Origin of the sequence: Pyxidicoccus fallax, assembly GCF_012933655.1 — a bacterium.
GTDB lineage: Bacteria > Myxococcota > Myxococcia > Myxococcales > Myxococcaceae > Myxococcus > Myxococcus fallax.
This window is the reverse complement of the sequence record NZ_JABBJJ010000015.1, coordinates 38,123-60,732: the sequence shown is the minus strand read 5'-3', so window position 1 is coordinate 60,732 and position 22,610 is coordinate 38,123. Positions and strand designations below refer to the sequence as shown.

Genomic DNA, 22,610 nt, shown 5'->3' with positions numbered 1-22,610 from the left:
CGGGGCCAGCTAGCACACGAGTGTGTCGAGCACCGTGTCGGCGCGACGCCACGCCTGGAGCATGGCGGCAGCACACATACGTGCATTGGATGAAACCGCGAGGACAGCAGGCGCCAGGTGGCACAGAACCCTCCAGTTGAACGGAGGGTCGAGCGCGGGACCGAGAAACTCGAGCGCTTCAGACGAACGGCCAAGTTCCATGAGCCGCACGACGAGGGGGGTAATCACGCCGCAACCCAGGACCCCGCTTTTGTGCGCGTAGGCGAGTGCATCGTCGAGCCTGCCGATCGCAACCCAAGCTGAAATCAACGGGCCGGCAACCATCCAAAATAGCACCGTTGGATCCCCAGGCGGCTCAGCGCCCTCGACCCGCGCGACGAGCTCTCTTGCGCGATCCAGCTCGCCACGACCGGCGAATGCGACGGCGGCTTCCAGGATCATCATCGCCGAGCGACGGGTAAGCAAGCGCTGCCGTCTATCGGACGCGGCCGCCCACTTTGTCAGCGCCTTTTCGAGGGAGCGGGTCCCTTCGGGAGAAAACCAGCGTTCGTCCACGGGCAGAGCGGGTCCGCGCGCTCCGTCACGCACCTGCTCGAGATGCGCAAGCAGCCTTGCTTCGCTAGCGGCGAACTCCGCCCGGATGTCCGCCGAGATGGCGGCGATCTCCAGACGCGCGCGTTCGCGGTCGTCGCGCGCTCCACGCAGCGCGGCGAACTCGAGGCGAGCGTCACGGAATTCCTCGCTGGAGAGCAGGTCCTCTTCCTTGTAGATGGCCATCAGGCTCTCGGCAGTCGCTGCTTGCTCGATCCACATGGAGGCGCGGGGATCATCAGGGACGAGCCGCGCGAGTCGCGCGAAGAGCTCGGTCGGCCTTCCGGGCTGACCGGCGACCTCCACCGCTGTGTCGATTTGACCGGTGCGCACGAGTGCATCCAAGACCTCTCCACTCACCGCCGACAGAGAGAGCTCATCCCACCGCGACACCCAGCCCGCGAGCTCACCCACCTCTGCCGCGGCCGCAAGGAGAGCTCGCTGCACGAACGATGGCAGGATCCTGATGCCATCGGAATCGAGCCCCTCGAGCACGAGCTCTCGTGCCGGGCGTGCGAGGTCGAGCTCGCCGCGGCGCACATGAATCACCCACAGTGCGGAGGCAACCGCGATGCGCAGGTGGGCATGTTCGGTATCGCTATAGCGAAATTCCTCCCTGGAGCTCTCGAAAGTCCGTCGGATGGACTTGAGCATCGCCGCGTGCTCGGTCTCATCGACGGACTCCGCGGGTGCGCGGACCAGGTACCAGGCGACCGCGGCTGCACCGCAGATATCGCGGCGGGTCTGCATTACTCGATTCCGCGCCACCGCATGGAGCTCTGGGTCAGCGAGCTCACCGGCGACCAGAAGATGGATGAGCTCTCCGTGACGACTGAGAGGGGCTGCCGCGTAAGCCTCCTGCCACAGGGCTTTGACTCGAGCAGGGGGCACGTCGCTCTTGCTCAATGCAAGTGCTACCCGCGTGAGCGCGTTGTTTCGCGGCTTGTCGCGGAGGCCCGGTTCAATGGCAAACGGAGCGCGTGCCAACGCGATGGCGACATCGATACACCCAGCCGCGATGGCGGCCTCACCGTAGAGTTCTCCGAGCGCCTCAGCGAGCTCAGCCCCCGCGGAACCCGGTAGCGCTTCACACCAGCGATCGAGCAGGGATTCTGGGCTCCAGTCGCGAGGCGCCTTGGTTGAAGGTGGAGGCCCGCGCCGCTTCCAGTCGAACGATGGCAGTTCTATCGCGTTGTATGGATTCTCGTCCCAGGTCACGACCAGACCTTGTGCACGCAGTGCTTCGACGACGCGGCGGCCGATGGCAATCACCGCGTCCGGCAAGGGTGTCAGCGAGTGGTAGCTCAGGTGCAGCCCCCCGCCCGCGACAGCCCTATCGGTATCCTGCTGGTGATAGAAGACATACCCGTCGAGCGTACGCCCGCGCTCGAGTTCGTCGTACATCCGGTCGGAGAGCTGGGTGTGTCCACAGTTGTTGCAGCAGGTGAAGTTCTGGCGCGCCAGTACCCCGGATTTGTCGAGCGCCGCGAAGGCGCGATCCAGGCGGTCACAATCCGTCACCTCGGGCCAGTTGGCACACGCGGTCCTATGCGCTGAGAGCGCGGCATTGACCAGCGGCTCGACCTCGTCTGGCTCGACCTCGTAGATGATGACCGCGCTCTCGACAATCTCTTCCGGGGAGTCAAGGGCAATTGCGATTTCCCGCCTGACGTAATCGTTCAATTTAGAACGCTTGGCATGACCCATACAGAAAGTATGTCACATCTGCACTTCAAGTGCATCATGCCTGGGAAAGGGCTCCCCATTCCTGGCCGCCCTCGCTTGGATTGTTCCTCCAGACTACGGGGACCGGGCGAGCAGGTACTCCTCGAGGGCGGCGGGCTGGAGGAACAGCAATTCCGCGCGCCCGAAGCGCAGCGAGGCCCGGCCGAGCAGCGGCGAGGACCTGCCCGGCATGATGAGCACACCATCCAGGAAGGTGCCGTTCTGGCTTCCCGCGTCGGTGAGGGTCCACGCACCGGTGGTCGGGTCCTGACCGAAGTACGCATGCAGGCGCGACGCGGTGGCATGCGGCAGGAAGATGTCACACCCGGCGTCACGGGACGGTAGCTGGGCAGGGTCGTGGTCTGCCGGTGGGAGCCCGCGAGAGCCACGGAGGGAGCGTCCTCCCACACCAGCACCGGGCACGTCCGGCCGCGAAGAAAAGCCTCGCGGTCGGACCGAAGCTGAGAGGCGAGGACAGAGAACCTGAGGTACACGGGCCGAGCCTCCGCCACCGAAGCGGTGCACCGCAACCCGTGCGCCCTGCCCCCTTGCTCGTGCTGGCGAACGGGCTCGATGCTCCGAGAGGACTACTCCTGGGCAATCAGCCGGTAGGTATCGCCGGGCCCCTTCTGCCCGTCACCATCATCGGTCCACTCGTAGAGCTGATAGGAGGACCAGGTCGCGGTGCCCGCCTGGATGTCGGGCAGTGCGCGGTGGATGAAGTGCCAGACTCCCGCGGGCGTGCCCTCCCAGCCAATCCCGTAGACCTGCAGCACGAGCGCACCTCCTGGCATGGTCATCAGGTGGTAGGTGAAGTAGTCGTTCGTCGGGTTCACCCGGCTGGACGGGAACTCCGCCAGGACGGTGCCGTCGCGCTTGCTGAAGCGGAGGGTGCCGGAGGTGCTACCACTGCCCAGCAGCAACGGTGACGCATCCTGAACCACGAAGCGGCCCAGGCGCTGGGCGTAGCCGCTGCCGGCAAGCACGAGGGTGTTGCCACTGCCGAGCAGCGGAGCATCGGTGCAGGCATCGAGGATGCCCTTCTCCGCCTGGTTGAGCGGCGTCGGGGTGACGCCGCACCAGGTGCCGAGCGCCTCGGCGATGAGGTTACCGGAGCGGGCATCCTCGGTGTCGGCCGGGGCCACGCCGGACAGGTCGGGCAGTTCGCCATGCATGACATACAGGGAGGTGTTGCCACACAACTCGCTGGGCAGCATCCGCCTGCACCGGGCATCCGAGGCGCAATACTCATCCCCACCGCAGGCCGAGCCGCAGGCATTGGCGGGAGTCTGCTGCGGCTCACAGGCGAAGCCGTCCGTCACCACATAGTAGCTGAAGGTGGTGGTGTCGAACGTGGCCGTTCCACCGGAGAAGCGCGCGCCGCCCACGGGCTCCCACGTGTTGCTTTCCGCGTCCGCGAGTCTCAGCACCGCGAGGCGTCCCGGCGGCGCATTGCCCGTGTAGCGCAGCGTGACGCGCGCCGGAGTCTCGAAGCGTGTGCCGTGAGGGGTCAGCTCGAGGACCTGGCTCATCTGCGTGCCCGGCGGAGCCACGGGCGCCTCCGTGACGGCAAGGGTCACCTGGGTCTCTTCCGTCAGCGCGCCAGCCGCGACCTGGAGCGTGGCCTGCCCCGTCAGCGACACCGTCTTGCCCCCCGGGTCCACCGACTCGGTGACTGGCGCCGGGCGTACCTCCTCCGGGGCCACCCCCGAGGAGCACGCCACCAGCCACAGAGCCATCACGCCCCACATCCGTCTCATCATCGCGGCTACCTCTTCCGGGTCACCCGGAAATGACAAATACGAGACAAGGGTATGGCGATTCGTCAGCTCAGTCAGCGCCTCCAAACTGACTCGCCCTGGGTGTTATTGGCGAGGGTCGTCGCGGACTCGCGAGTGGGTCCGCTGATGCAGACTACGGGGACCGGGCGAGCAGGTACTCCTCGAGGGCCGCGGGCTGGAGGAACAGCAGCTCCGCGCGCCCGAAGCGCAGCGAGGACCTGCCGAGCAGCGACGAGGACCTGCCCGGCATGATGAGCACGCCATCCAGGAAGGTGCCGTTCTGGCTTCCTGCGTCGGTGAGGGTCCACGCACCGGTGGTCGGGTCCTGACCGAAGTACGCATGCAGGCGCGACGCGGTGGCATGCGGCAGGAAGATGTCACACCCGGCGTCACGTCCCACCGTCACGCGGGTGTCATCGCCCGCGGAGATGCGAAGTCTCGGGCGCACCTCGTAGATGAGCGGCTCTGGCGAGGTCCGGGCATCGGGACGGTAGCTGGGCAGGGTCGTGGTCTGCCGTTGGGGGCCCGCGAAAGCCACGGAGGGCGCGTCCTCCCACACCAGCACCGGACACGTCCGGCCGCGAAGGAAGGCCTCGCGGTCGGACCGAAGCTGGGAGGCGAGGACAGAGCACCTGAGGTACACGGGCCGATCCTCCGCCACCGAAGCGGTGTATCGCAACCCGTACGCCCTCCCCCCTTGCTGTGCGAGACCCGCGCGGTCCGGAACGGCCCTCCACATCGCACGGGTGGCGCGGAAGGACTGTTACGGAGCGTGATAGGTACCGGGCATTCATGGTCGCCGGCGGTCCGCTGGGCATCGCCCACAGGGTCGAGCACTCGGCCAGGCCACGGAGGCGGCCGGACGCTCTCTTCGCGTCCGGCAGAAGTCCCCGCGGTGTCGATGTTTCCCCTGGAACCGGGGGAACGAGATGTCGCGATTCGTCATGGGCCTGCTGGCCCTGAGCCTGCTCGGAGGGGCGCTGTTGCTCCCCGGGTGTATCGGGGGGGAGTCCTCCAACCGCCCTCCCGCCGCCGAGCAGACGGCCGCTTCGGTGCTGAAGCCGGAGCCGCCCGAGCAGCGACTCCCAGGGCCGCCCATCCGCATCGCGATGAGCGCGGCCTTCGTGTCCGAGTCGGGCATCGGTGTCTACGCGAAGCTCGCGGACTGGCTCGCGCGCCAGCTGGGCCAGCAGGTCGAGCTCGTGAGCGGGTTTTCCTACGGCACCATCAACGAGATGATCGACGACGGCGCCGTGGAGGTGGGCTTCATCTGCGGCTACCCCTACGTGCTCAAGCATGACCGGCCCCAGCCCGTCGTGGACGTGCTGGCCGCCCCGGTGATGAAAGCGCCCCGCTATGGGGACCGGCCCGTCTACTTCTCCGACCTCATCGTCCGCGAGGACAGCCGCTTCCGCCGCTTCGAGGACTTGAAGGGCGCGACGCTCGTCTACAACGAGGAGACTTCCAACTCCGGCTACAACATGCCCCGCTCCTTCCTCATCGAGCGCGGGCTGACGAAGGGCTTCTTCGGCAAGGTCGTCCGCTCGGGCTCACACGAGGAGTCCATCCGGATGGTGGCGAGCGGCGAGGCGGATGCGAGCTTCGTCGACAGCCTGGTGCTCGATTATGACCGGGAGAAGCACTTCGGGGCCGCCGGCCAGGTCCGTGTGCTGCACTCCCTGGGGCCCGAGGCCATTCCCCCGGTGGTGGTCTCCACGCGGATGGCGCCCGACTTGCGGCGGCGCCTGGCCTTCGCGCTGACCCACATGCACGAGGACACGGAGGGGCGCCGGATTCTCGATGAGGCGCTGATCAGCCGCTTCGAGCCCGTGGAGGACGCGCACTACGATGGAATCCGCCAACGCCATGCGCTCGCGCGGCGGACCGGGTTCCTGGACCTCCGATGAGGCACGCCATGCGGTTCGGCGAAGACCTGGCGCGCCTGCGGTCCGGGCTGATGTTGCGCATCGGCCTGCTGCTCTCCCTGTTCCTGCTCTTCCTGAGCGTGTCGCAGGGGCTCATGGCCGAGGTGGCCCGCGCCAAGCGCGCGGATGCGGCCATGCTCAATGTCGCGGGCTCGCTCCGGCTGTTGGCCGAGCGGTACACCCGCGAGACGAACCTGGCGCTGGTGGGGCTGTCCCAGCGGGACTGGCCCCTGCTCCTGAAGGAGCGCTCGGCGGCCCAGGCGACAGCCCGACAGTTCCACGAGCGCACGCACGCCCTGCTCGACGGCGGCCCCACGGAGCTGGGAGGGCTGTGGGTCTCCGTGCCGCCGATGCGCGACACCGACCTCCGGGGCCCGCTGAGCGCCATCGAGGCGGGTTTCCGCGAGCTGGAGCACGCGGGCGTCATGGCGCTGCGCGCCGAGCGCAGCGCGCTGACACACAACCCGCACATCAATCGCATCCAGCACAAGTCCGATGAGCTCGTCGAGCAGACCGACAGGTACGTCGCCCTCCTTCAGACGCGGAGCGACCAGAGGCTGGCGCGGCTGCGCTGGCTGCAGGGCGGAACGCTGCTGGCGGGCCTGGGCCTGTTCGTCGTGCTCCTGCTGTTCGTGTACCACCGCGTCGTGCTGCCACTCGACGCGTCGGTGCGGTCCGTCCGGCGGAGCGAGGAGATGCACAGGGACTTGTACGAGGGGGCGCTCGTCGGCCTGTGGCAGGTGTCCGGCGGCCGCTTCGCGCGCGCCAACCGGCTGGCGGCGACCCTGTTCGGGAAGGCGGAGGCGAGGGAGCTCGAAGGCGAGTCCCTGGAGGAGGTGCTCGGCGCCGCGGCGTCGCCGCTCCGGGCACGGCTCGCCAGCGAGCGCACGGTGGCGGAGTACGAGTTCGAGCGCTCCGACGAGAGCGGGCAGCGCCGCTTCCTGGCGCTGTCGGCGTGCCAGAGCCCGGACGGAGCGCTCATCGAAGGCACGGTGGTCGACGTCACGCCCCGCAGGCGCGCCGAGGAAGCGCTGCGGCGGACCCAGGCGCGGCTGCTCGCGGCGGCGCATCGGGCGGGACAGCAGCAGATTGTCAGCTCGCTCGTCGAGTACTCCCAGTCCCTCATCTTCGTGAAGGACATGCGGGGGCGGTACCTCAGCGTCAATCGCCGGGTGGAGGAGCTCCTGTGCGCGAACGGGAGGGAGGCGCTGATTGGTCGGACCGACGCGGAGCTCTTCCCACCGGAGGAGGCGAAGCGCTTCGTGGAGGCGGACCACCAGGTGTTCGAAACCCAGGCCACCCTGGAGTACGAGGAGGCCTTCCCCCTGCCCGATGGGCGGCATACCTACCTGGTGCAGAAGTTCCCGCTGAAGGATGCGACAGGGGCCATCTACGCGGTGTGTGGAATCGCCACCGACATCTCCGAGCGCAAGCGGGCGGAAGAGTCCCTGCGGCTGCTGTCGGACACCAGCCGTCAGCTGGCATCCTCCCTGGACTTCGACGTGACGCTCGACACGGTGGCGCACCTGCTGGTCCCCGCGCTCGCCCGGACGTGCGTGCTCCTGGTGCGGGAGCACGGGCCCGGGGAGTCCCCGCACTGGCGAGCGGTGCTCGCCGACGCCGGAACGGGAGAGGGACAGCGCCGGAGGGCACGGGACGTGGACGTGACTCCGGAGCAGCTGGACCGGTGGCTCGAGGCCGTGCGTGGCGGCGACGGAGCGTGCACCGCCACCCGGGTGCCCGGCGACGCTCCCGCCTGGGTGACGCCTCTGCGGGTGCGCGGCGAGGTGCTGGGCCTGTACGTGCTGACTCCGGAGCCCGGGCGCCCGCCGTATTCGGAAGCAGAGCTGGCGCTCATCGAGGAGGTCTCCCAGCGCGGAGGACTGGCCATCGACGCGGCGAGGCTCTACCGCCGCTCGCGCGAGGCCACGCAGGCGCGGGAGGAGTTCCTCTCCATCGCCTCGCACGAGCTGAAGACCCCGCTCACCTCGCTCAAGCTGCACCTGCAGTCCGTGGAGCGGGAGGCCCTTCGCGCCAGGCCGGCGCCGGAGTCCGCGCGAGTCACCCGGCTGCTGCGCCTGGCGGACCGGCAGTTGAACCGGCTGCGGGAGCACATCGACAACCTGCTGGACGTGTCGCGCATCCTCACCGGACGGATGGAGCTGCACTTCGGAGACGTGGAGCTGACCGAGGTGGTGGACGAGGTGCTCGCGGGGTTCAACGAGGAGCTGGCCCGCGAGCGCATTGCCATCCGGTTCGAGCACGATGGCGCCATCCATGGGCGGTGGGACCGGCCCCGCATCGAGCAGGTGGTGGCGAACCTGGTCGGGAACGCCATCAAGTATGGCGAGCAGCGCCCCGTGCGGGTGTCCGTGCAAGCGCGGGAGGAGCGGGTCCGGCTGTTGGTGCAGGACCACGGGCCGGGCATCGCCGCGAAGGACCGGGAGCGCATCTTCCAGGTGTTCGAGCGGGCGGTGCGGGGGACGAACATCTCCGGCTTCGGCCTGGGGCTTTATGTGACGCGGCAGATCGTCCAGGCGCACGGGGGCGCCATCCAGGTGGAGGACACGCAGGGAGGCGGCGCGACCTTCGTCGTCGAGCTGCCGGCCGACTCGGAGTCGCCCCCGGAGCCGGCCGGCAGGAGGCCTCACCCCGTCCTGGAGGCGGGTGAGAGCCAGTCCATGGCTTGACCCGAGCGTCAGAGCCCCAGCGCGCGCAGGTCCAGCTTCCCGTTCGCGAGCGGGGGGCACCAGTAGTACCCGCCGGAGATGGGGAAGGAGAACCGGAACAGGCCATCGGCCTGCCCGTCCTCCTCGCCCACCATCCGCCGCAGCATCTGCTCGAAGCCCTCCAGCTTCGCGACGTAGGCGATGAACTCCAGCCCCTCGCGGTCCGCGCTCGCCCACGGCATCGAGCGGCGCACCATGAACGCGGCCGGCTCGAAGCTCTCCTGCGCCGTGCGCTTCACATGCGCGGTGGGCGGAGCGTCCTCCAGCTCCTCGTTCGTCTCCGCATCGCGGCCGATGACGTGGTTGCGCTCGCGGGGCTCGAACCCCTCGAACCGCGCCAGGTCGTGTACCCACCGCTGCACCGCGACGAAGCTGGAGCCGCGCAGCCCCTCCCCTTCCGAGACGATGGCGGCCTCGACGGCATCATCGCCCTTGGGGTTCTCGGTGCCGTCCTCGAAGCGCGTGAGGTCCCGGCCGCCGTGGTACGTGAAGGTGTCCATCACGTCGACCGTCAGGAACGCATCGCCCATCAGCTTGCGCAGGCTGCGCGAGGCGTCGAACACCGCGCCCCGGTCCCTGCCGCGCAGCATGAACCACAGCGCCTGCTGGGTGGACGGAACGCTGCACGCCGGGCCGGACATGGCCGGAAACACCCGCAGCCCGGGCACCCGCTTGCCCAGCGCGAGCACCGTCGGCGCACCGAGGCCGACCACGCCCAGCTCAGGAGGAAAGCCGTCTCGCAGCCTGCGCAGCGCGGCGACGATGTCGGTGCCGGGCGCGATGCGGAACGTCAGGGTGCGCCCCACGGCACAGTGGGGTTCGAGGATGCCGGGTTGATGGTTCGAGGAGGACATGGCCCGCGAGTTCTGGTGCATGCGGGCCCCGGTGGCAAGCGTCAGCTCTTCACGAACATCCAACTTCACTTACGAAGCCGCGTCAGGCAGGAACAGCTCCATGACGACCTGGATGAGTGGAGTCCGCGAAACGAACGGCATCGACCTCCACTACCTCCGAACCGGAGGCGCCCACCCTCCCGTCGTTCTGCTCCATGGCTTGATTGGGAGCGGCGCCTGCTGGACTCCCATGGCGCGGGTGCTCGAAGGTGAATTCGACGTCGTCATGCCCGACGCCCGAGGGCACGGCGGTTCGAGCGCGCCGCACCACGGCTACCGGTATGACGATCACGCGAGCGACGTCGTGGGCCTCATCCGCGGCCTGGAGCTGTCTCGTCCGGTCCTGCTTGGCCACTCGATGGGCGGCATGACCGCCGCGGTGGTGGCGAGTCGAGGGGCGGTGGGCCTCCGCGGCCTCGTCCTGGTCGACCCGACGTTCCTGAGCCCCGAACGCCAACGCGAGGTGCACGACAGCGACGTCGCCGAGCAACACCGCCGGGCCCTCGGCCTGCACAAGGCTGACCTCGTTGCCCAGGCCCGAGCCCGACATCCGCGTCGCTCGCTCGAGATCGTCGAGCTTCTTGCCGAGGCGAGACTGAAGACCCGCATGGGCGCCTTCGACGTCCTCACGCCGCCCAACCCCGAGTATCGCGACGTGGTGAGCGCGATTGACGTCCCGATCCTCCTCGTCATCGGGGACAGCAGCCCCGTCGTCACGCTCGAGATGGCAACGGAACTGCGGAGCCTCAACCCACGCGTGCGAATCGAACAGGTCCAGGACGCCGGCCACGGCCTTCCGTTTGACCAACCCGAGCGCCTGGGAGAGGTGGTCGCGTCGTTCTTGCGTGAGCTGGCTTAGCTGCTGTCAGGCTTGCCGCTCGACGGCCGACTGGAGCACCCAACCTCCACGCGGCCGACCTCGCGAAAGGATTCCCATGTCCAGCCAGATTGGGTCCCTACTCGGGCCACAGTGGCTGCCCTCCCGGTGCGCAGTGGCTGCCAGCACCGGCACCGAGAACCACCTCGGAGCCGTGGAACATGCACCTAAACCTCTTCAAACGTCGTTCCTGTGGCGCCTATGCGCTCAAGTGCCTCGCGGATTTCTTCCCGGACAATCAGGACAATAGGCCATCCCCAAGCGCGGAATACCTTTGCGTCGCCTACCTGGGAGGCGTCAATCCGCATTCCCCAAACGTCTCGGTATTTTCCAACCTTCTCAGGGCGCCCGTCCTCCGGCGTCCACTTCTCGAATTCCTCGGTGGCATTCTCGTCAATGCAGCGAATCAGCTTGGTGGCCACGAGAATGAAGAACTGTTCCGACTGGCCCTCAATCTCCACGGGTAGGGTTTGCACCTCCTCGGGCGCGAGTTCTGAGAACACGGCAGCTACGCGGGCGTGGACCACCGGGGCCGCGAATGCCGCTCGTGAGAAATCAAGCGCCTTGCCGGGCACAGTCACGGGGAGTTTCAAGGGGCCCAGGTCCGGGAGCCGCTGGCCCCGATAGAACATCCACGGGTCTTCCACCTCCCGACCTTGAACATCCGTGGGAGTGCCGAGCAACCATCGCCCCCGAATGCGCATTTCGTCCTTAAGGTCGAAGTACCGCTTTGGCATAGGCCCATTGTGGCGCTGCATCTAGGTGCCCGTCACCAGCTTGTTGAGCCTGGTGCCCGGCGTGGCGATCTGCTTCCCCAACCGGCCGAGCTCGGCTGTTAGCGCCTCGCGGCACTGCTGCATGGTGCGACACCCCTCCGTTGCGTCAGACAGGCGTTGGAAAACTGCTTCGTGGTACTGCTTCGGATGGGGCCCCTTGTGGCCCTTGACGTGGACGATGTTGGCCGGGTCATCCAGCGTCATGCCCGCCTTGTCGAAAATCGTCTGGAACTGAGGTGACCACGGGCCTGCATTGTTCGTGGACTTCCACCACTTGTTCGTAGCGATGTGGTGGTCATGACCCTCCGCGTCCACCGGGGCGGCAGCCGCGCCCCCCATGGCCCGTACAGTCATGGCCACCGCGTTCGGGGCCAGTACCACGGTGACAGCCTCACCCGACACGGCCACCGCGCCCACTTCGCCCACGGCTGAAAGGCGGATGCCCGCGCGGCCCCCAGACAGCACCGCCGCCTGGGCGGAGCCGGGCAGCGTGGGCACCGTGCTGGCGAATCCCGCCGCCGTGTGGCCCACGGCCACCGTCACCAGCAGCGCGAAGGCTCGCGCCGCATTCCGGCCCATGACCTTGCCATACCGTTCGCCCGCCTCGCGCAGCTCGTCAAACGTGGTGGCCCGGTCCGCTTCTTCCACCAACCGTTTGAAGCCCGCTATCAGCGTCCAGAAGGTGTCCACCCCGAGGTAGACGATGGCTGTTGCTGTCATGACAGCAGCCAGGCCCTTGCTCACCGGCTCGGGCACCGACCAGAGGACCAGGTAGAAGGTCATTGTCCATAGCACCGCCGAGAGCGCCGCGTGCGGGTCGGCCATGTCCCGGAAGGCGTCCAGCATCTCTTCCCGGACGACGCCTTGAGCGAAGGCCATGGCCAACGCATAGCGTCCGTCTCCGGTGACGGTGGGGCTCTCCACCAACAGGCGCAGACAGTCGCCCTTGCGCCCGGTGCGCTCGCACCAGCGTAAATACGTCCGCGTCAGGTCCACGTCCGCTGGGGGCATGTCGGAGGCCAATGCAGCGCCGTCCAGCGGCGTGAGCTGTCGGGTCCGCTCGTTGTAGAAGTACGCGCCGCCTCGGGCATCCACTCCCATCAGATGCCTCGCGGCCTGCTGGGGATTGGCCGGAGGCCGCATCTCCCGCACCAGCCGAGCCACGGCCTTCTTGAAGTCGTCCCGCTCCACCACCGGCCCGGATTCATCGCTGACGGGCGTGAAGACGACCGACGGCCCCCGGCCAGATTCCAAGCGCACCACGCGCCCCGAGGCACAACCTGTCACCAAAGCCAGCAGCAGCGCGGCAGCGCGATGAACCCTCATCAGCCCCCCAGCGGGAAAGGGCTCCATCCTCCGGGGCGCGGCGGGTCACGACCAGGACCCATCGGAGCGGGCCGCCCCGAGCATCACCTCGGGGCGTGGCGCCTCCACCGAGCGCAGCGGCGGCCAGGGGCTATGCCTGCTCAGCGACAATGACTCCTCCCCACCAGCGACAATGACTTCTCCCCATCTTGAGTGAAGGCGTCGGTACATGCCGCCGGACGAGGAGGAGCTCCGGTGGCGGTAACGGACGCCCAGGTGAGGAAGCTGAAGGAGGAGCTGACGAAGCACGGAAACCTCGGGCTCGCCGCGGCGAAGGCCGAGATGGACCGCAAGACGGCCAGGAAGTACCGGCAGAAGAAGCGGCTGCCGTCGGAGTTGAAGCTGCCGCGCGACTGGAGGGGCACGCGACCATCGAAATGACGATGCGCTATGCCCACCTGAGCCCCGAGACCCGGAAGCAGGCTGTCGCGGTGCTCGACGCGCCCTTTGCGCCGGCACGCGACATAGACGCAACACGGCTGGAAGGTGCTGCTAACCAGCCGTGATCACGGCCTGAAATTGTGGAGGCGGCGGGAATCGAACCCACGGAGTGCCGCCTTATACGCAGTGCGCCAATATTCCCCACCCGCGTTCCCAGGCAATACCCCCGTAGGGTGAGGGACAGATTTACAGCCCGGACCTAATGATGAGGGACATTCCCGCACAACCCCACGGGGCTGCCTGACAAGGAGAGGCGGATGTTCAATCCAACGGACTTCAACTCCCGCGAACTCATGGTTCGGGACAGGGTCATCACGGCGCTCAACAGCTCACTGTCCCTTCCGAAGGTCCTCAAAGCCACGCGAGCGTCGCTTCTCGAGTTCGTCCAGGCCGACTCCATGGCCCTGTGCCTCATGCGCGTCGCGCCTTCGATCGACTTCCGATGGCACGTTCCGGGCCCCCCCATCCCCATTCTCCAGGAGTATGCCAGCATCATCGACCATGACATCTTCCGGGCCCCCATCATCGCCCGGCCGAGAGTGCCCATCTGCGACACGCAGCTTCTCTCCCCTGGGGAGTACGAACGAACCTTCATCTACCAACGCAGCCTGGAGCTGGAGCCGCGCCTGGAACACATCATGGCCGTCCTCGTGCCCATCGGCCGCGGCCTCTTCGGCGCCTTCGCGCTCTACCGGCACAAGCGGTCCCCCTTCACCTCCCAGAGCCTCACTGCCCTCTCCAGCCTCATCAGGCACCTGAGGAACAGCCTGCGCAACTGCCGCAAGTACCAGGACTTGACCGCCGGCGCCCAGCTGCTCCAGGAACTCTACCAGCGCCCAGACTCCGCCTATCTCATCGTGGAGCCTCCCTCGCACGAGGTGTTCCGCTCCCCACACGCCACCACCCTGCTGGAGCGCTGGTTCACCCCTTCGGACCTCGACGCCTCCGGGCTCCCTCGCGTCCTCAAGGAGCAACTGGACGCGCTGGTCCAGATGGACGCGGACTCGCGGCTCGGGAATACCCTCTGGGTCCGCAACCATCCCGAGGGCTACCGCACGTGCCGGTTCATCGAGGTGCACGCGGCTGACGGCTCCCGGCAATGGGCCCTCGTGCTGACCGAGCTTCCCCACTCCATCCCCCTCCCCTTGCACATGCAGCGCGACCTCTCGCGCCGCGAACTCGACATCGCAAGGTGCGTGCTCCGAAACTGGTCCAATGGACAGATCGCCGATGAACTGATGATCTCGGGCCAGACCGTGAAGACCCACGTGCGAAACCTCTTCAAAAAGCTGGGCATCGACAGCCGCGCCGATTTCCTCTACCAAGCAGCCCACCTCAACAGACCGGTGTGAGGCGAACCGCGCGCCCTCGAGACAGGTAGGAATTGCCGCGAGGGATTGCATGGGAAGGCGCCTCCCGAAAGCCAGGGTTCGAACGGGAGGCTCTCCCAGCTCGAGTGCGGCTGTCTCTACCTCGCGAGGGGGAGGCTGGAGCCGCCGTCCTCACGGAAGATGCGCGGGAAGACGCTCCGGGCGACGCGGGCCGAGAAGAGGATGGCCTCCTGATCCTCCGGGTCCGTCAGCGGCTCCAGGATTCGCTTCATCTCCGCCACGTGGTCTCCGTCCAGGGCCCCGTGGCTGCGCAGGAACGTCACGGCCTTGTGGATGTTGGGAATGGCGCCCACCTCCTTCAGCCGCTCGGCCCACACGCCCGCCCGCGTCTGCGACAGGTACTCCAGCACGTACGCGGTCCCCAGCACCGCCGTCGGCACGCCCGCGCGGGACGTGAAGAAGTTCCACCCCGTATAGGCCTCCACCGCCGGGCTCCGCGCCGCCGCCTCCACGGACTCCTCAGAGCACCCCAGGTTCTTCAGGTCCGACAGCAACCACCGGTCGTGCCCCCGCTCCTCCTCCCCCTTCTGGATCAACAACTCCGCCAGTTCCGGGTGCCGGCCCAGCCGCTTCAGCCGCTCGCCCCCCTCGCCGAGGATGGGCGTGCTCCAGCGGGCGTAGTGGTACGTCTGGACGAGGTAGTGGATGTAGCCCGCCGTATCGAGGGTCCCATCGAGGAGGCGGCGGCCGTCGGGCTGTGCATCCACCGCCGCCACCAGCCCGCGCGCCTCCGCGTCCAGCGCCGCCAACCAATTCGTTCCCACGTGATTCTCCGTCTGCGTTCGCACGTACGTCTCCTGTCCGGTGCCCGTGGGGCTCCCGGTCGCTGCGTGTTGAAGGTGAAAGGAAGGAAGGAACCGCCCCGGCCTAGGCGGCGGGATTCACGCCGTTCTCCAGCGCGTGGAAGCGCGCCACGGAGTCCGCCGGAACCTCATCGAGCGCCATGACGAGCGGCAGCGTGAACCACTGGAAATACGAGTCGTAGAGCGGCTCCGCGATGAAGCGCGCCCCCATCGTCCTGGCGAAGAGCGAGGGCGACCTGGGCAGCCGCAAACCGTCCAACAGCCCCCGCGCCGCCTGCGCCCGCTCCTCCGGCGTGTAGAAGGGGGTGCGAGGGTGCACCGGGGCCTGCCGCGGGTCGGGCACGGCCACGCGCCAGTGCGGACTCAGCCATCCCCGGTGGGCCGCCACCTGCCATGAGAGGAGCGCGTCCTCGGGCGAGTCCGTCTCCAGGTTCGCGGACGCAATCCAGTGCGTCACCCCGCGCCGCCGGCTCTCCACGTACATGCCCGCCTGCAGCCACGTGACGGCCTCCGAGCGCCGCCACTTTGGCAGCACGCAGAAGCGCGAGGGCTCCGCGACCACCCTTCCCGGCTGGAGCAGTCCCGAGAGGTCCACCCGCTGCTCCATCTCGAGTCCCACCGTCACCCCCAGGTTCGCCGCCACCTCCGCGTTGGGCAACGCCACCCGCATCGTCGCCACCGGCTCGGCGCCGGCGTAGACGAGCACGTGCACCGTGGTGTCGAGCGTGTCGACGCAGGTCACCTCCCGTCGAGACAGCGCGGACTGCTCGGACAGCAATCCCAGCTCTCCTCCGAAGACAGCCCAGCGGATGCGAGCCACGTCATCGAGCTCCCGCTGGGTGGTGGCAACACGCCAGCGCCAAGGCCTGCAGCACGTCATGGGTCCTCTCCTGTCCTGGTAGCGAAGCGGGCCGGTGTCTCACCGCCCTCGCATGTCCTTTCGGCGCGGGTGACCCGAGTTCGAGCGCGGCCCCGCCGAGGCCCATGACACCCGCGTCCGCTGGACCTCCGCGCGCGCGTGCCAGTCCTGGCACGTTCCTCCCCGGCGCGAGTGCCGTCACGGAGCCAGGGGACGCGCAAGTCCCGGAGGTGACTGGGAATCCCGCGCGCTCCGCGTCCTGGCGCGGGGGTTGCTCAAGGGACGCACGTCGCGTCGGAAAGGACCGGCGCGCATGACCCCGAGTGTCATCGCATGCATCGCTCACCCCCGTGGAAGCAGTCTCTCCGTTCCCTGCTCATCGCCCCGCTCGTGGCGGCGCTCGTTCCGGGTTGTGGTCCCGGCGAAGCACCGCCGGAGCCGACCCCACCGGCGCCTCCCGCCCAGGCCGCTCGACTCACCTCGGCCCCCACGCCCACGCAGCTCATCCTGGAGCCCGAGGCGGACACGTTCGTCCGGGACTCCAGCCCGAATGGGAACTTCGGCACCAACCAGAACCTGAACGTCGACTCCCGCTACGCCGAGACCTACCTGCGCTTCAACCTGAGCAGCATCCCCGCTGGCTCGCACATCGCCTCGGTCCGGTTGGAGGCGCTGGCCCACTACGGCTCTGCCTACGGCGGTGATGGCAGCGTCTATGCGCACCTGGTGCCGAATGACACCTGGAGCGAGACCGGCATGACCTGGAACAACAGGCCCGCGGCGACCGGTGACCGGCTGGGTTCCTGGTGGCTCTGGTACGGCAGCACCAGCCCCTTGCAGATGGGCGTCAACGCCAGCCCGAGACTGAGGGCACCCGTGCAGCAGGCCCTGGACTCGGACCAGCGCATCTCCTTCCGGCTGAGCTCCCCGGGCTACATGACGGTGTACCGCTCGCGTGAGTACCCCGTCGCCAGCGAGCGGCCCAAGCTCGTCATCACCTACTTCGCGCCCGGGGAACTGCCGGTGAACACCGACCTCCAGGTCGTGGCCCTCTACCCGATGGCGGACGCGCAGGTCCTGTCGAGCAGCCCCACCGGGAACTCCGGCAAGGCCGGGAGCATGACCGTCGACCGGACCGCGGCGGAGACCTTCCTGCGCTTCGGCCTGGGCAGCGTCCCGTCCAACGCGCAGGTGGTCGCCGTCTCCCTGGTGGCCACCTCCTCGGCGGGCGACGTCACGCCCGGCGCGGACGGCAACGTCTACACGCGGCTCGTCTCCGACAACACCTGGAGCGAGTCCGCCATCACCTGGAACAACAAGCCCACCGCCTCCAGCGATGACCTCGGCTCCTGGCAGCTGTGGAACCGCGCTGGCCAGTACACGACCCAGGTGGGCATCAACTCGAGCCCGACGCTCGTGGAGCCTGTGCAAGAGGCGCTGGGCTCGGACGGGATGATCTCCTTCCGGCTCGACTCACCGGGAAGCCGCTCGGTGTACGACTCGCGCGAGTACTCGAACACCTCGGCCCGCTGGCCCCAGCTCCTCGTCTCCTACTTCGTGCCGCCCCCCTGCCCCACGCCCACTGCCTCCACGCCCGCGCAGGTGGTGTTGGAGCCGGAGGCGGACACGAACGTCCAGGCCGCCACTCCGAACGCGAACTACGGCACCGACCAGAACCTGCACGTCGACTCCAGCAAGGCCGAGACCTACCTGCGCTTCAACCTGAGCAGCATCCCTGCTGGCGCCCGCATCGCCTCGGTCCGGCTGGAGGCGCTGGCCTACGGCGGCTCCTCCGCCGGCGGTGATGGCAGCGTCTATGCGCACCTGGTGCCGGACGACACCTGGAGCGAGACTGGCATGACGTGGAACACCCGGCCCCCGGTGAATGGGAGCGACCTGGGCTCCTGGTGGCTCTGGAACCCCAACACCACGCCCAAGCCCCTGCAGCTGGGCGTCAACTTCGACCCGAAGCTGAAGGCGCCCGTGCAGCAGGCGCTGGACTCGGATGGACTCATCTCGTTCCGGCTGATGTCTCCGGGCTACCACACGATGTATCGCTCGCGTGAGTACGGCGTCGCCAGTGAGAGGCCCCGGCTGGTCATCAGCTACTTCGAGCCCGGGGATCCGCAGGTGACCTCCGAACTCCAGGCTGCGTCTTTCTTCCCGGTGGCGGACGCGTCCGTGCTGATGAGCAGCCCGGATGCGAACTCCGGCGCGTCCATGAGCCTCACCGTCGACCGGGACGGCGCGGAGACCTTCCTGCGCTTCAACCTCGCGGCCCTTCCTCCCACCGCCCAGGTCGCCTCCGTCGTCCTGGTGACCACGTCCTCGGGCGGCGACGTCACGCCCGGCGCGGACCACAACGTCTACACGCGGTGGGTTCCCAACAACACCTGGAGCGAGACGGGCCTCACCTGGAACACCCGGCCGTCCACCTTCAGCTGCGAGCTCGGCTCCTGGCAGCGGAATACGTCGTACACCACGCAGGCGGGCATCAACGCGAGCCCGAAGCTGGTGGACCCCGTGCGGCAGGCGCTGGCTTCGGATGGGCTGATCTCCTTCCGGCTCGATTCCCCGGGGAGCCGCTCGGTGTACGACTCACGCGAGTACTCGAACACCTCGGCCCACTGGCCACGGCTGATCGTCTACTACTCCATTCCCACGGCCACGCCGTGAGGTGAGGTCCGCCGGCTGCCACGCTCCATCTGTGGCAGCCGGCTCGGGGCGCTCGTGGGGAGACGAGGTGCGCCGCCTGTCCCCTGCTGTGTCGTCGTGTCGGCCACCAGGAACCCGCGTTCGAGCGGCCCTGCGGAGGCCCATGACACCCGCGTCCGCTGGGCCTCTGCGCGCGCGTGCCAGTCCTGGCACGTTTCTCCCCGGCGCGAGCGCCGTCACGAAGCCGAGGGGCGCGCAAGTCCCGGAGATGACTGGGAATCCCGCACGCTTCGCGTCCTGGCTCGGGGGGTGCTTTAGGTGTGCACGTCGCGTCGGAAAAGACCGGCGCGCGTGACCCCGAGTGTCATCGCATGCATCGCGCACCCCCGTGGAAGCAGTCCCTCCGTTCCCTGCTCATCGCCCCGTTCGTGGCGGCACTCGTTCCGGGCTGTGGTCCCGGCGAAGCACCGTCTCAGCCGGCCCCACCGGCGCCTCCCGCCCAGGCCGCTCGACTCACCTCGGCCCCCACGCCCACGCAGATCATCCTGGAGCCCGAGGCGGACACGTTCGTCCAGCCCGGCTTCCCGAGCGCGAACCATGGCAACGACCAGAGTCTGCACGTCGACTCCATCAAGGCCTTCACCTACCTGCGCTTCAACCTGAGCAGCATCCCTGCTGGCTCGCACATCGCCTTGGTCCGCTTGGAGGCGCTGGCCTACACCGGCTCCTCCGCTGGCGGTGATGGCAGCGTCTATACGCACCTGATGCCGGATGACACCTGGAGCGAGACCGGCATCACCTGGAACAACAGTCCCGTGGTGACCGGCGACCCTCTGGGCTCCTGGTGGCTCTGGAACCCCAACACCACGCCGAAACCCTGGCAGCTGGGCGTCAACGCCAGCCCGAGGCTGCGGGCACCCGTGCAGCAGGCGCTGGACTCGGATCAGCGCATCTCCTTCCAGCTGAGCTCCCCGGGCTACCAAACGGTGTACCGCTCGCGTGAGTACCCCGTCGCCAGCGAGCGGCCCAAGCTCGTCATCACCTACTTCGCGCCCGGGGAGCTGCCGGCGACCACCGGCCTCCAGGTCGCGGCCCTCTACCCGCTGGCGGACGCGCAGGTCCTGTCGAGCAACCCCACCTCGAACTCCGGCGCGTCCATGGGCATGACCGTCGACCGGACCGCGGCGGAGACCTTCCTGCGCTTCGGCCTGGGCAGCGTCCCGTCCAACGCGCAGGTGGTCGCCGTCTCCCTGGTGGTCACCTCCTCGGCGGGCGACGTCACGCCCGGCGCGGACGGCAACGTCTACACGCGGTTCGTCTCCGACAACACCTGGAGCGAGTCCGGCATCACCTGGAACAACAAGCCCGCCGCCTCCAGCGACGACCTCGGCTCCTGGCAGCGGAACACGTCGTACACCACGCAGGCGGGTATCAACTCAAGCCCGAAGCTCGTGGCGCCCGTGCAGCAGGCGCTGGGCTCGGACGGGATGATCTCCTTCCGGCTCGACTCACCGGGAAGCCGATCGGTGTACGACTCACGCGAGTACTCGAACAGCGCGGCTCGCTGGCCCCAGCTCCTCGTCTCCTACTTCGTGCCGCCCCCGTGCCCCACGCCCACCGTCTCCACGCCCACGCAGGTGGTGTTGGAGCCGGAGGCGGACACGAACGTCCAGGCCGCCACCCCGAACGCGAACTTCGGCAACGACCTGAGCCTGCACGTCGACTCAGACAAGGCCGAGACCTACCTGCGCTTCAACCTGAGCAGCATTCCAGCCGGCGCCCGCCTCGCCTCGGTCCGGTTGGAGGCGATGGCCATCGGCGGCTATTCCCCCGGTGGCGACGGCAGCGTCTATGCGCACCTGGTGCCGGACGACACCTGGAGCGAGACCGGCATGACGTGGAACAACAGGCCCGCGGTGACTGGCGACCGGCTGGGCTCCTGGTGGCTCTGGAACCCCAGCACCACGTCCAAGCCCTGGCAGATGGGCGTCAACGCCAGCCCGAAGCTGCGGGCGCCCGTGCAGCAGGCACTGGACTCGGATCGACGCATCTCCTTCCGGCTGATGTCCCCGGGCTACAGCACGGTGTATCGCTCGCGTGAGTACGGTGTCACCAGTGAGCGGCCCCGGCTGATCATCAGCTACTTCGAGCCCGGGGATCCGCAGGTGACTTCCGAGCTCCAGGCGGCGTCATTCTTCCCGGTGGCGGACGCGTCCGTGCAGATGAGCAGCCCGAGCGCGAACTTCGGCACGTCCATGGGCCTGACCGTCAACCGGGACGACGTGGAGACCTTCCTGCGCTTCAACCTCGCGGCCCTTCCTCCCACCGCCCGCGTCGCCTCCGTCGTCCTGGTGACCACGGCCACGGGCAGCGTCGACGACACCTACGGCGCGGACCACAACGTCTACACGCGGTGGGTTCCCAACAACACCTGGAGCGAGACGGGCCTCACCTGGAACAACAAGCCGTCCAGCTTCGGCTGCGAGCTCGGCTCCTGGCCCATGTTCACCCGGACCATGCCGTACACCACGCAGCCGGGCATCAACGCGAGCCCGAAGCTGGTGGCGCCCGTGCAGCAGGCCCTGGCCTCGGATGGGCTGATCTCCTTCCGGCTCCATTCACCGGGAAGCCGCTCGGTGTACGACTCGCGCGAGTACTCGAACACCTCGGCCCGCTGGCCACAGCTGATCGTCTACTACTCGCCGTGAGGTGAGGTCCGCCGGCTGCCACGGTCCATCGGTGGCAGCCGGCTCGAGCGCTCGTGGGCAGACGAGGTGCGCCGCCTGTGAGGGGCTCCTATTCCACGAGCCCCGTGTCGGGCTGCAGCGAGAAGTTGTAGGCCCACACATCTCCGCCCACCGTCACCGCGCGGGTCTCGGTGATGTAGCCCTGCTTCGAGACGACCAGCGTGTAGTCGCCGGGCGGGACGTTCGTGAACCCGAAGTAGCCGGACTCGTCGTCGATGGTGGTGCGGTACGCCGTGCCCTCGAGCGCCAGGGTGACGCCCACGGGCGAGGCGTTGTCCGTCAGGAAGACGAAGCCAAGCAGGCTGGGATCCGCGATGGCCGACAGGGTCCACGGCTCCACGACCGTGTCCTCCGTCACCCCCAGCACCGAGGTCCGCTCCTCGTAGCCGTCCTTCGAGGCCACCAGGAAGTAGACGTCCGGCGCCACCCCTTCGAAGACGAAGCGTCCCTGCGCATCCGTGGTGGTGCTGAAGGCCGTGTCCTCGAGCGTCACGGTGATGCCCTCGTGCGAGGACGCGCCCTCCAGCTGGATGGTGCCAGACACCTTGTGCTTGATGCGCTTGAGCGTGATGGAGATGTCCGTCGTCTTCCCCCGCTTCACCTCCACCTCCAACTGCTGGACCTCGTAGCCCGGATGGACGGCCATGAGCGTCCGGGAGCCCGCCTTCAGGTTCTCGAGGGTGAAGCGCCCCTGCGCGTCCGCGAGGACGGTGTCCTCCGTGTCGAGGTCCTCGACCTCCACGCCTTCGGGCGACTCGCCGTCGTCCAGCGTCACGGTGCCGGTCACGGTTCCGGCGGTATCGCCCGAGTCGTCGGAGCCGCAACCCTGCACGACGACCACGGCCATCAGGAGCGCCACGAGCGCTCCGCATCGATTCATTCGCATGTTGGGTTCTTCCCTGGTGGATGCGCCCCGGGCCGGCGCATGGACCCTCCACGTGGGGAGACGAAGCCCCATCGTGTGTCGGCCGCCCCCCTGGACGTGCGGGGCACCAGGAAATTCACACGCACACGAAAAATTCAGGGCATGGCGAGGCCCTGAGCGAGTCGTC

General features: G+C 68.2%; 17 protein-coding genes. 7 read left to right on the top strand and 10 right to left on the bottom strand.

Features of this window, described 5'->3' with window-relative positions; translation table 11 throughout:
- Nucleotides 1-9: 9 nt before the first annotated feature.
- The 4 genes from HG543_RS05250 to HG543_RS05235 form a co-directional block, all read right to left on the bottom strand.
- Nucleotides 10-2,298, bottom strand: coding sequence for a DUF6891 domain-containing protein (locus HG543_RS05250; RefSeq protein ID WP_169343562.1), 2,289 nt, complete (start codon nucleotides 2,296-2,298; stop codon nucleotides 10-12).
- 93 nt (nucleotides 2,299-2,391) lie between these two features.
- Nucleotides 2,392-2,724: an FHA domain-containing protein gene (locus tag HG543_RS55015; RefSeq protein WP_169343561.1), complete on the bottom strand. Its 333-nt coding sequence runs from the start codon at nucleotides 2,722-2,724 to the stop codon at nucleotides 2,392-2,394.
- 179 nt (nucleotides 2,725-2,903) lie between these two features.
- Nucleotides 2,904-4,058, bottom strand: coding sequence for a hypothetical protein (locus HG543_RS05240; protein WP_169343560.1), 1,155 nt, complete (start codon nucleotides 4,056-4,058; stop codon nucleotides 2,904-2,906).
- Between the two features lie 172 nt (nucleotides 4,059-4,230).
- The gene (locus tag HG543_RS05235) at nucleotides 4,231-4,635 is read right to left on the bottom strand and encodes an FHA domain-containing protein (RefSeq protein WP_169343559.1); all 405 of its coding nucleotides are present in this window, start codon (nucleotides 4,633-4,635) and stop codon (nucleotides 4,231-4,233) included.
- A 391-nt stretch (nucleotides 4,636-5,026) separates the two neighbouring features.
- Here HG543_RS05235 and HG543_RS05230 point away from each other — a divergent pair, with 391 nt between their 5' ends.
- Both HG543_RS05230 and HG543_RS05225 read left to right on the top strand, forming a co-directional pair.
- Nucleotides 5,027-6,004 (top strand): PhnD/SsuA/transferrin family substrate-binding protein, encoded by a 978-nt coding sequence (locus HG543_RS05230; RefSeq protein ID WP_169343558.1) that lies wholly within the window; start codon nucleotides 5,027-5,029, stop codon nucleotides 6,002-6,004.
- Nucleotides 6,005-6,012: 8 nt separating this feature from the next.
- A complete protein-coding gene (locus HG543_RS05225; protein WP_169343557.1) occupies nucleotides 6,013-8,712 on the top strand; it encodes an ATP-binding protein in 2,700 nt (899 codons plus the stop codon).
- Between the two features lie 8 nt (nucleotides 8,713-8,720).
- On the opposite strand, the gene HG543_RS05220 is transcribed toward HG543_RS05225, so the two are convergent.
- Nucleotides 8,721-9,605 (bottom strand): Dyp-type peroxidase, encoded by an 885-nt coding sequence (locus tag HG543_RS05220; protein ID WP_169343556.1) that lies wholly within the window; start codon nucleotides 9,603-9,605, stop codon nucleotides 8,721-8,723.
- Between the two features lie 100 nt (nucleotides 9,606-9,705).
- Between HG543_RS05220 and HG543_RS05215 the strand changes: the two genes are divergently transcribed.
- Entirely contained in the window at nucleotides 9,706-10,503 is a 798-nt protein-coding gene (locus tag HG543_RS05215) for an alpha/beta fold hydrolase (protein ID WP_169343555.1), read from the top strand.
- 185 nt (nucleotides 10,504-10,688) lie between these two features.
- On the opposite strand, the gene HG543_RS05210 is transcribed toward HG543_RS05215, so the two are convergent.
- Nucleotides 10,689-11,258, bottom strand: a complete 570-nt coding sequence (locus HG543_RS05210; RefSeq protein ID WP_169343554.1) for an imm11 family protein — start codon at nucleotides 11,256-11,258, stop codon at nucleotides 10,689-10,691.
- Between the two features lie 21 nt (nucleotides 11,259-11,279).
- Nucleotides 11,280-12,623, bottom strand: coding sequence for an AHH domain-containing protein (locus tag HG543_RS05205; protein ID WP_169343553.1), 1,344 nt, complete (start codon nucleotides 12,621-12,623; stop codon nucleotides 11,280-11,282).
- Nucleotides 12,624-12,857: 234 nt separating this feature from the next.
- Here HG543_RS05205 and HG543_RS05200 point away from each other — a divergent pair, with 234 nt between their 5' ends.
- Nucleotides 12,858-13,043, top strand: a complete 186-nt coding sequence (locus tag HG543_RS05200; RefSeq protein ID WP_169343533.1) for a hypothetical protein — start codon at nucleotides 12,858-12,860, stop codon at nucleotides 13,041-13,043.
- A gap of 317 nt (nucleotides 13,044-13,360) precedes the next feature.
- Nucleotides 13,361-14,455, top strand: coding sequence for a helix-turn-helix transcriptional regulator (locus tag HG543_RS05190; protein ID WP_169343552.1), 1,095 nt, complete (start codon nucleotides 13,361-13,363; stop codon nucleotides 14,453-14,455).
- Between the two features lie 116 nt (nucleotides 14,456-14,571).
- On the opposite strand, the gene HG543_RS05185 is transcribed toward HG543_RS05190, so the two are convergent.
- Together HG543_RS05185 and HG543_RS05180 are read right to left on the bottom strand one after the other, a co-directional pair.
- The gene (locus HG543_RS05185) at nucleotides 14,572-15,282 is read right to left on the bottom strand and encodes an iron-containing redox enzyme family protein (RefSeq protein WP_169343551.1); all 711 of its coding nucleotides are present in this window, start codon (nucleotides 15,280-15,282) and stop codon (nucleotides 14,572-14,574) included.
- Between the two features lie 79 nt (nucleotides 15,283-15,361).
- A complete protein-coding gene (locus HG543_RS05180) occupies nucleotides 15,362-16,177 on the bottom strand; it encodes an N-acyl amino acid synthase FeeM domain-containing protein (RefSeq protein WP_169343550.1) in 816 nt (271 codons plus the stop codon).
- Nucleotides 16,178-16,489: 312 nt separating this feature from the next.
- Between HG543_RS05180 and HG543_RS05175 the strand changes: the two genes are divergently transcribed.
- Both HG543_RS05175 and HG543_RS05170 read left to right on the top strand, forming a co-directional pair.
- Nucleotides 16,490-18,832: a CBM96 family carbohydrate-binding protein gene (locus tag HG543_RS05175; RefSeq protein WP_169343549.1), complete on the top strand. Its 2,343-nt coding sequence runs from the start codon at nucleotides 16,490-16,492 to the stop codon at nucleotides 18,830-18,832.
- A 350-nt stretch (nucleotides 18,833-19,182) separates the two neighbouring features.
- The gene (locus tag HG543_RS05170; RefSeq protein WP_169343548.1) at nucleotides 19,183-21,519 is read left to right on the top strand and encodes a CBM96 family carbohydrate-binding protein; all 2,337 of its coding nucleotides are present in this window, start codon (nucleotides 19,183-19,185) and stop codon (nucleotides 21,517-21,519) included.
- A gap of 88 nt (nucleotides 21,520-21,607) precedes the next feature.
- Here HG543_RS05170 and HG543_RS05165 read toward each other — a convergent pair whose 3' ends face one another.
- On the bottom strand, nucleotides 21,608-22,444 hold the full coding sequence (locus tag HG543_RS05165) for an MSCRAMM family protein (RefSeq protein WP_169343547.1): 837 nt from the start codon (nucleotides 22,442-22,444) through the stop codon (nucleotides 21,608-21,610).
- Nucleotides 22,445-22,610: the final 166 nt, after the last annotated feature.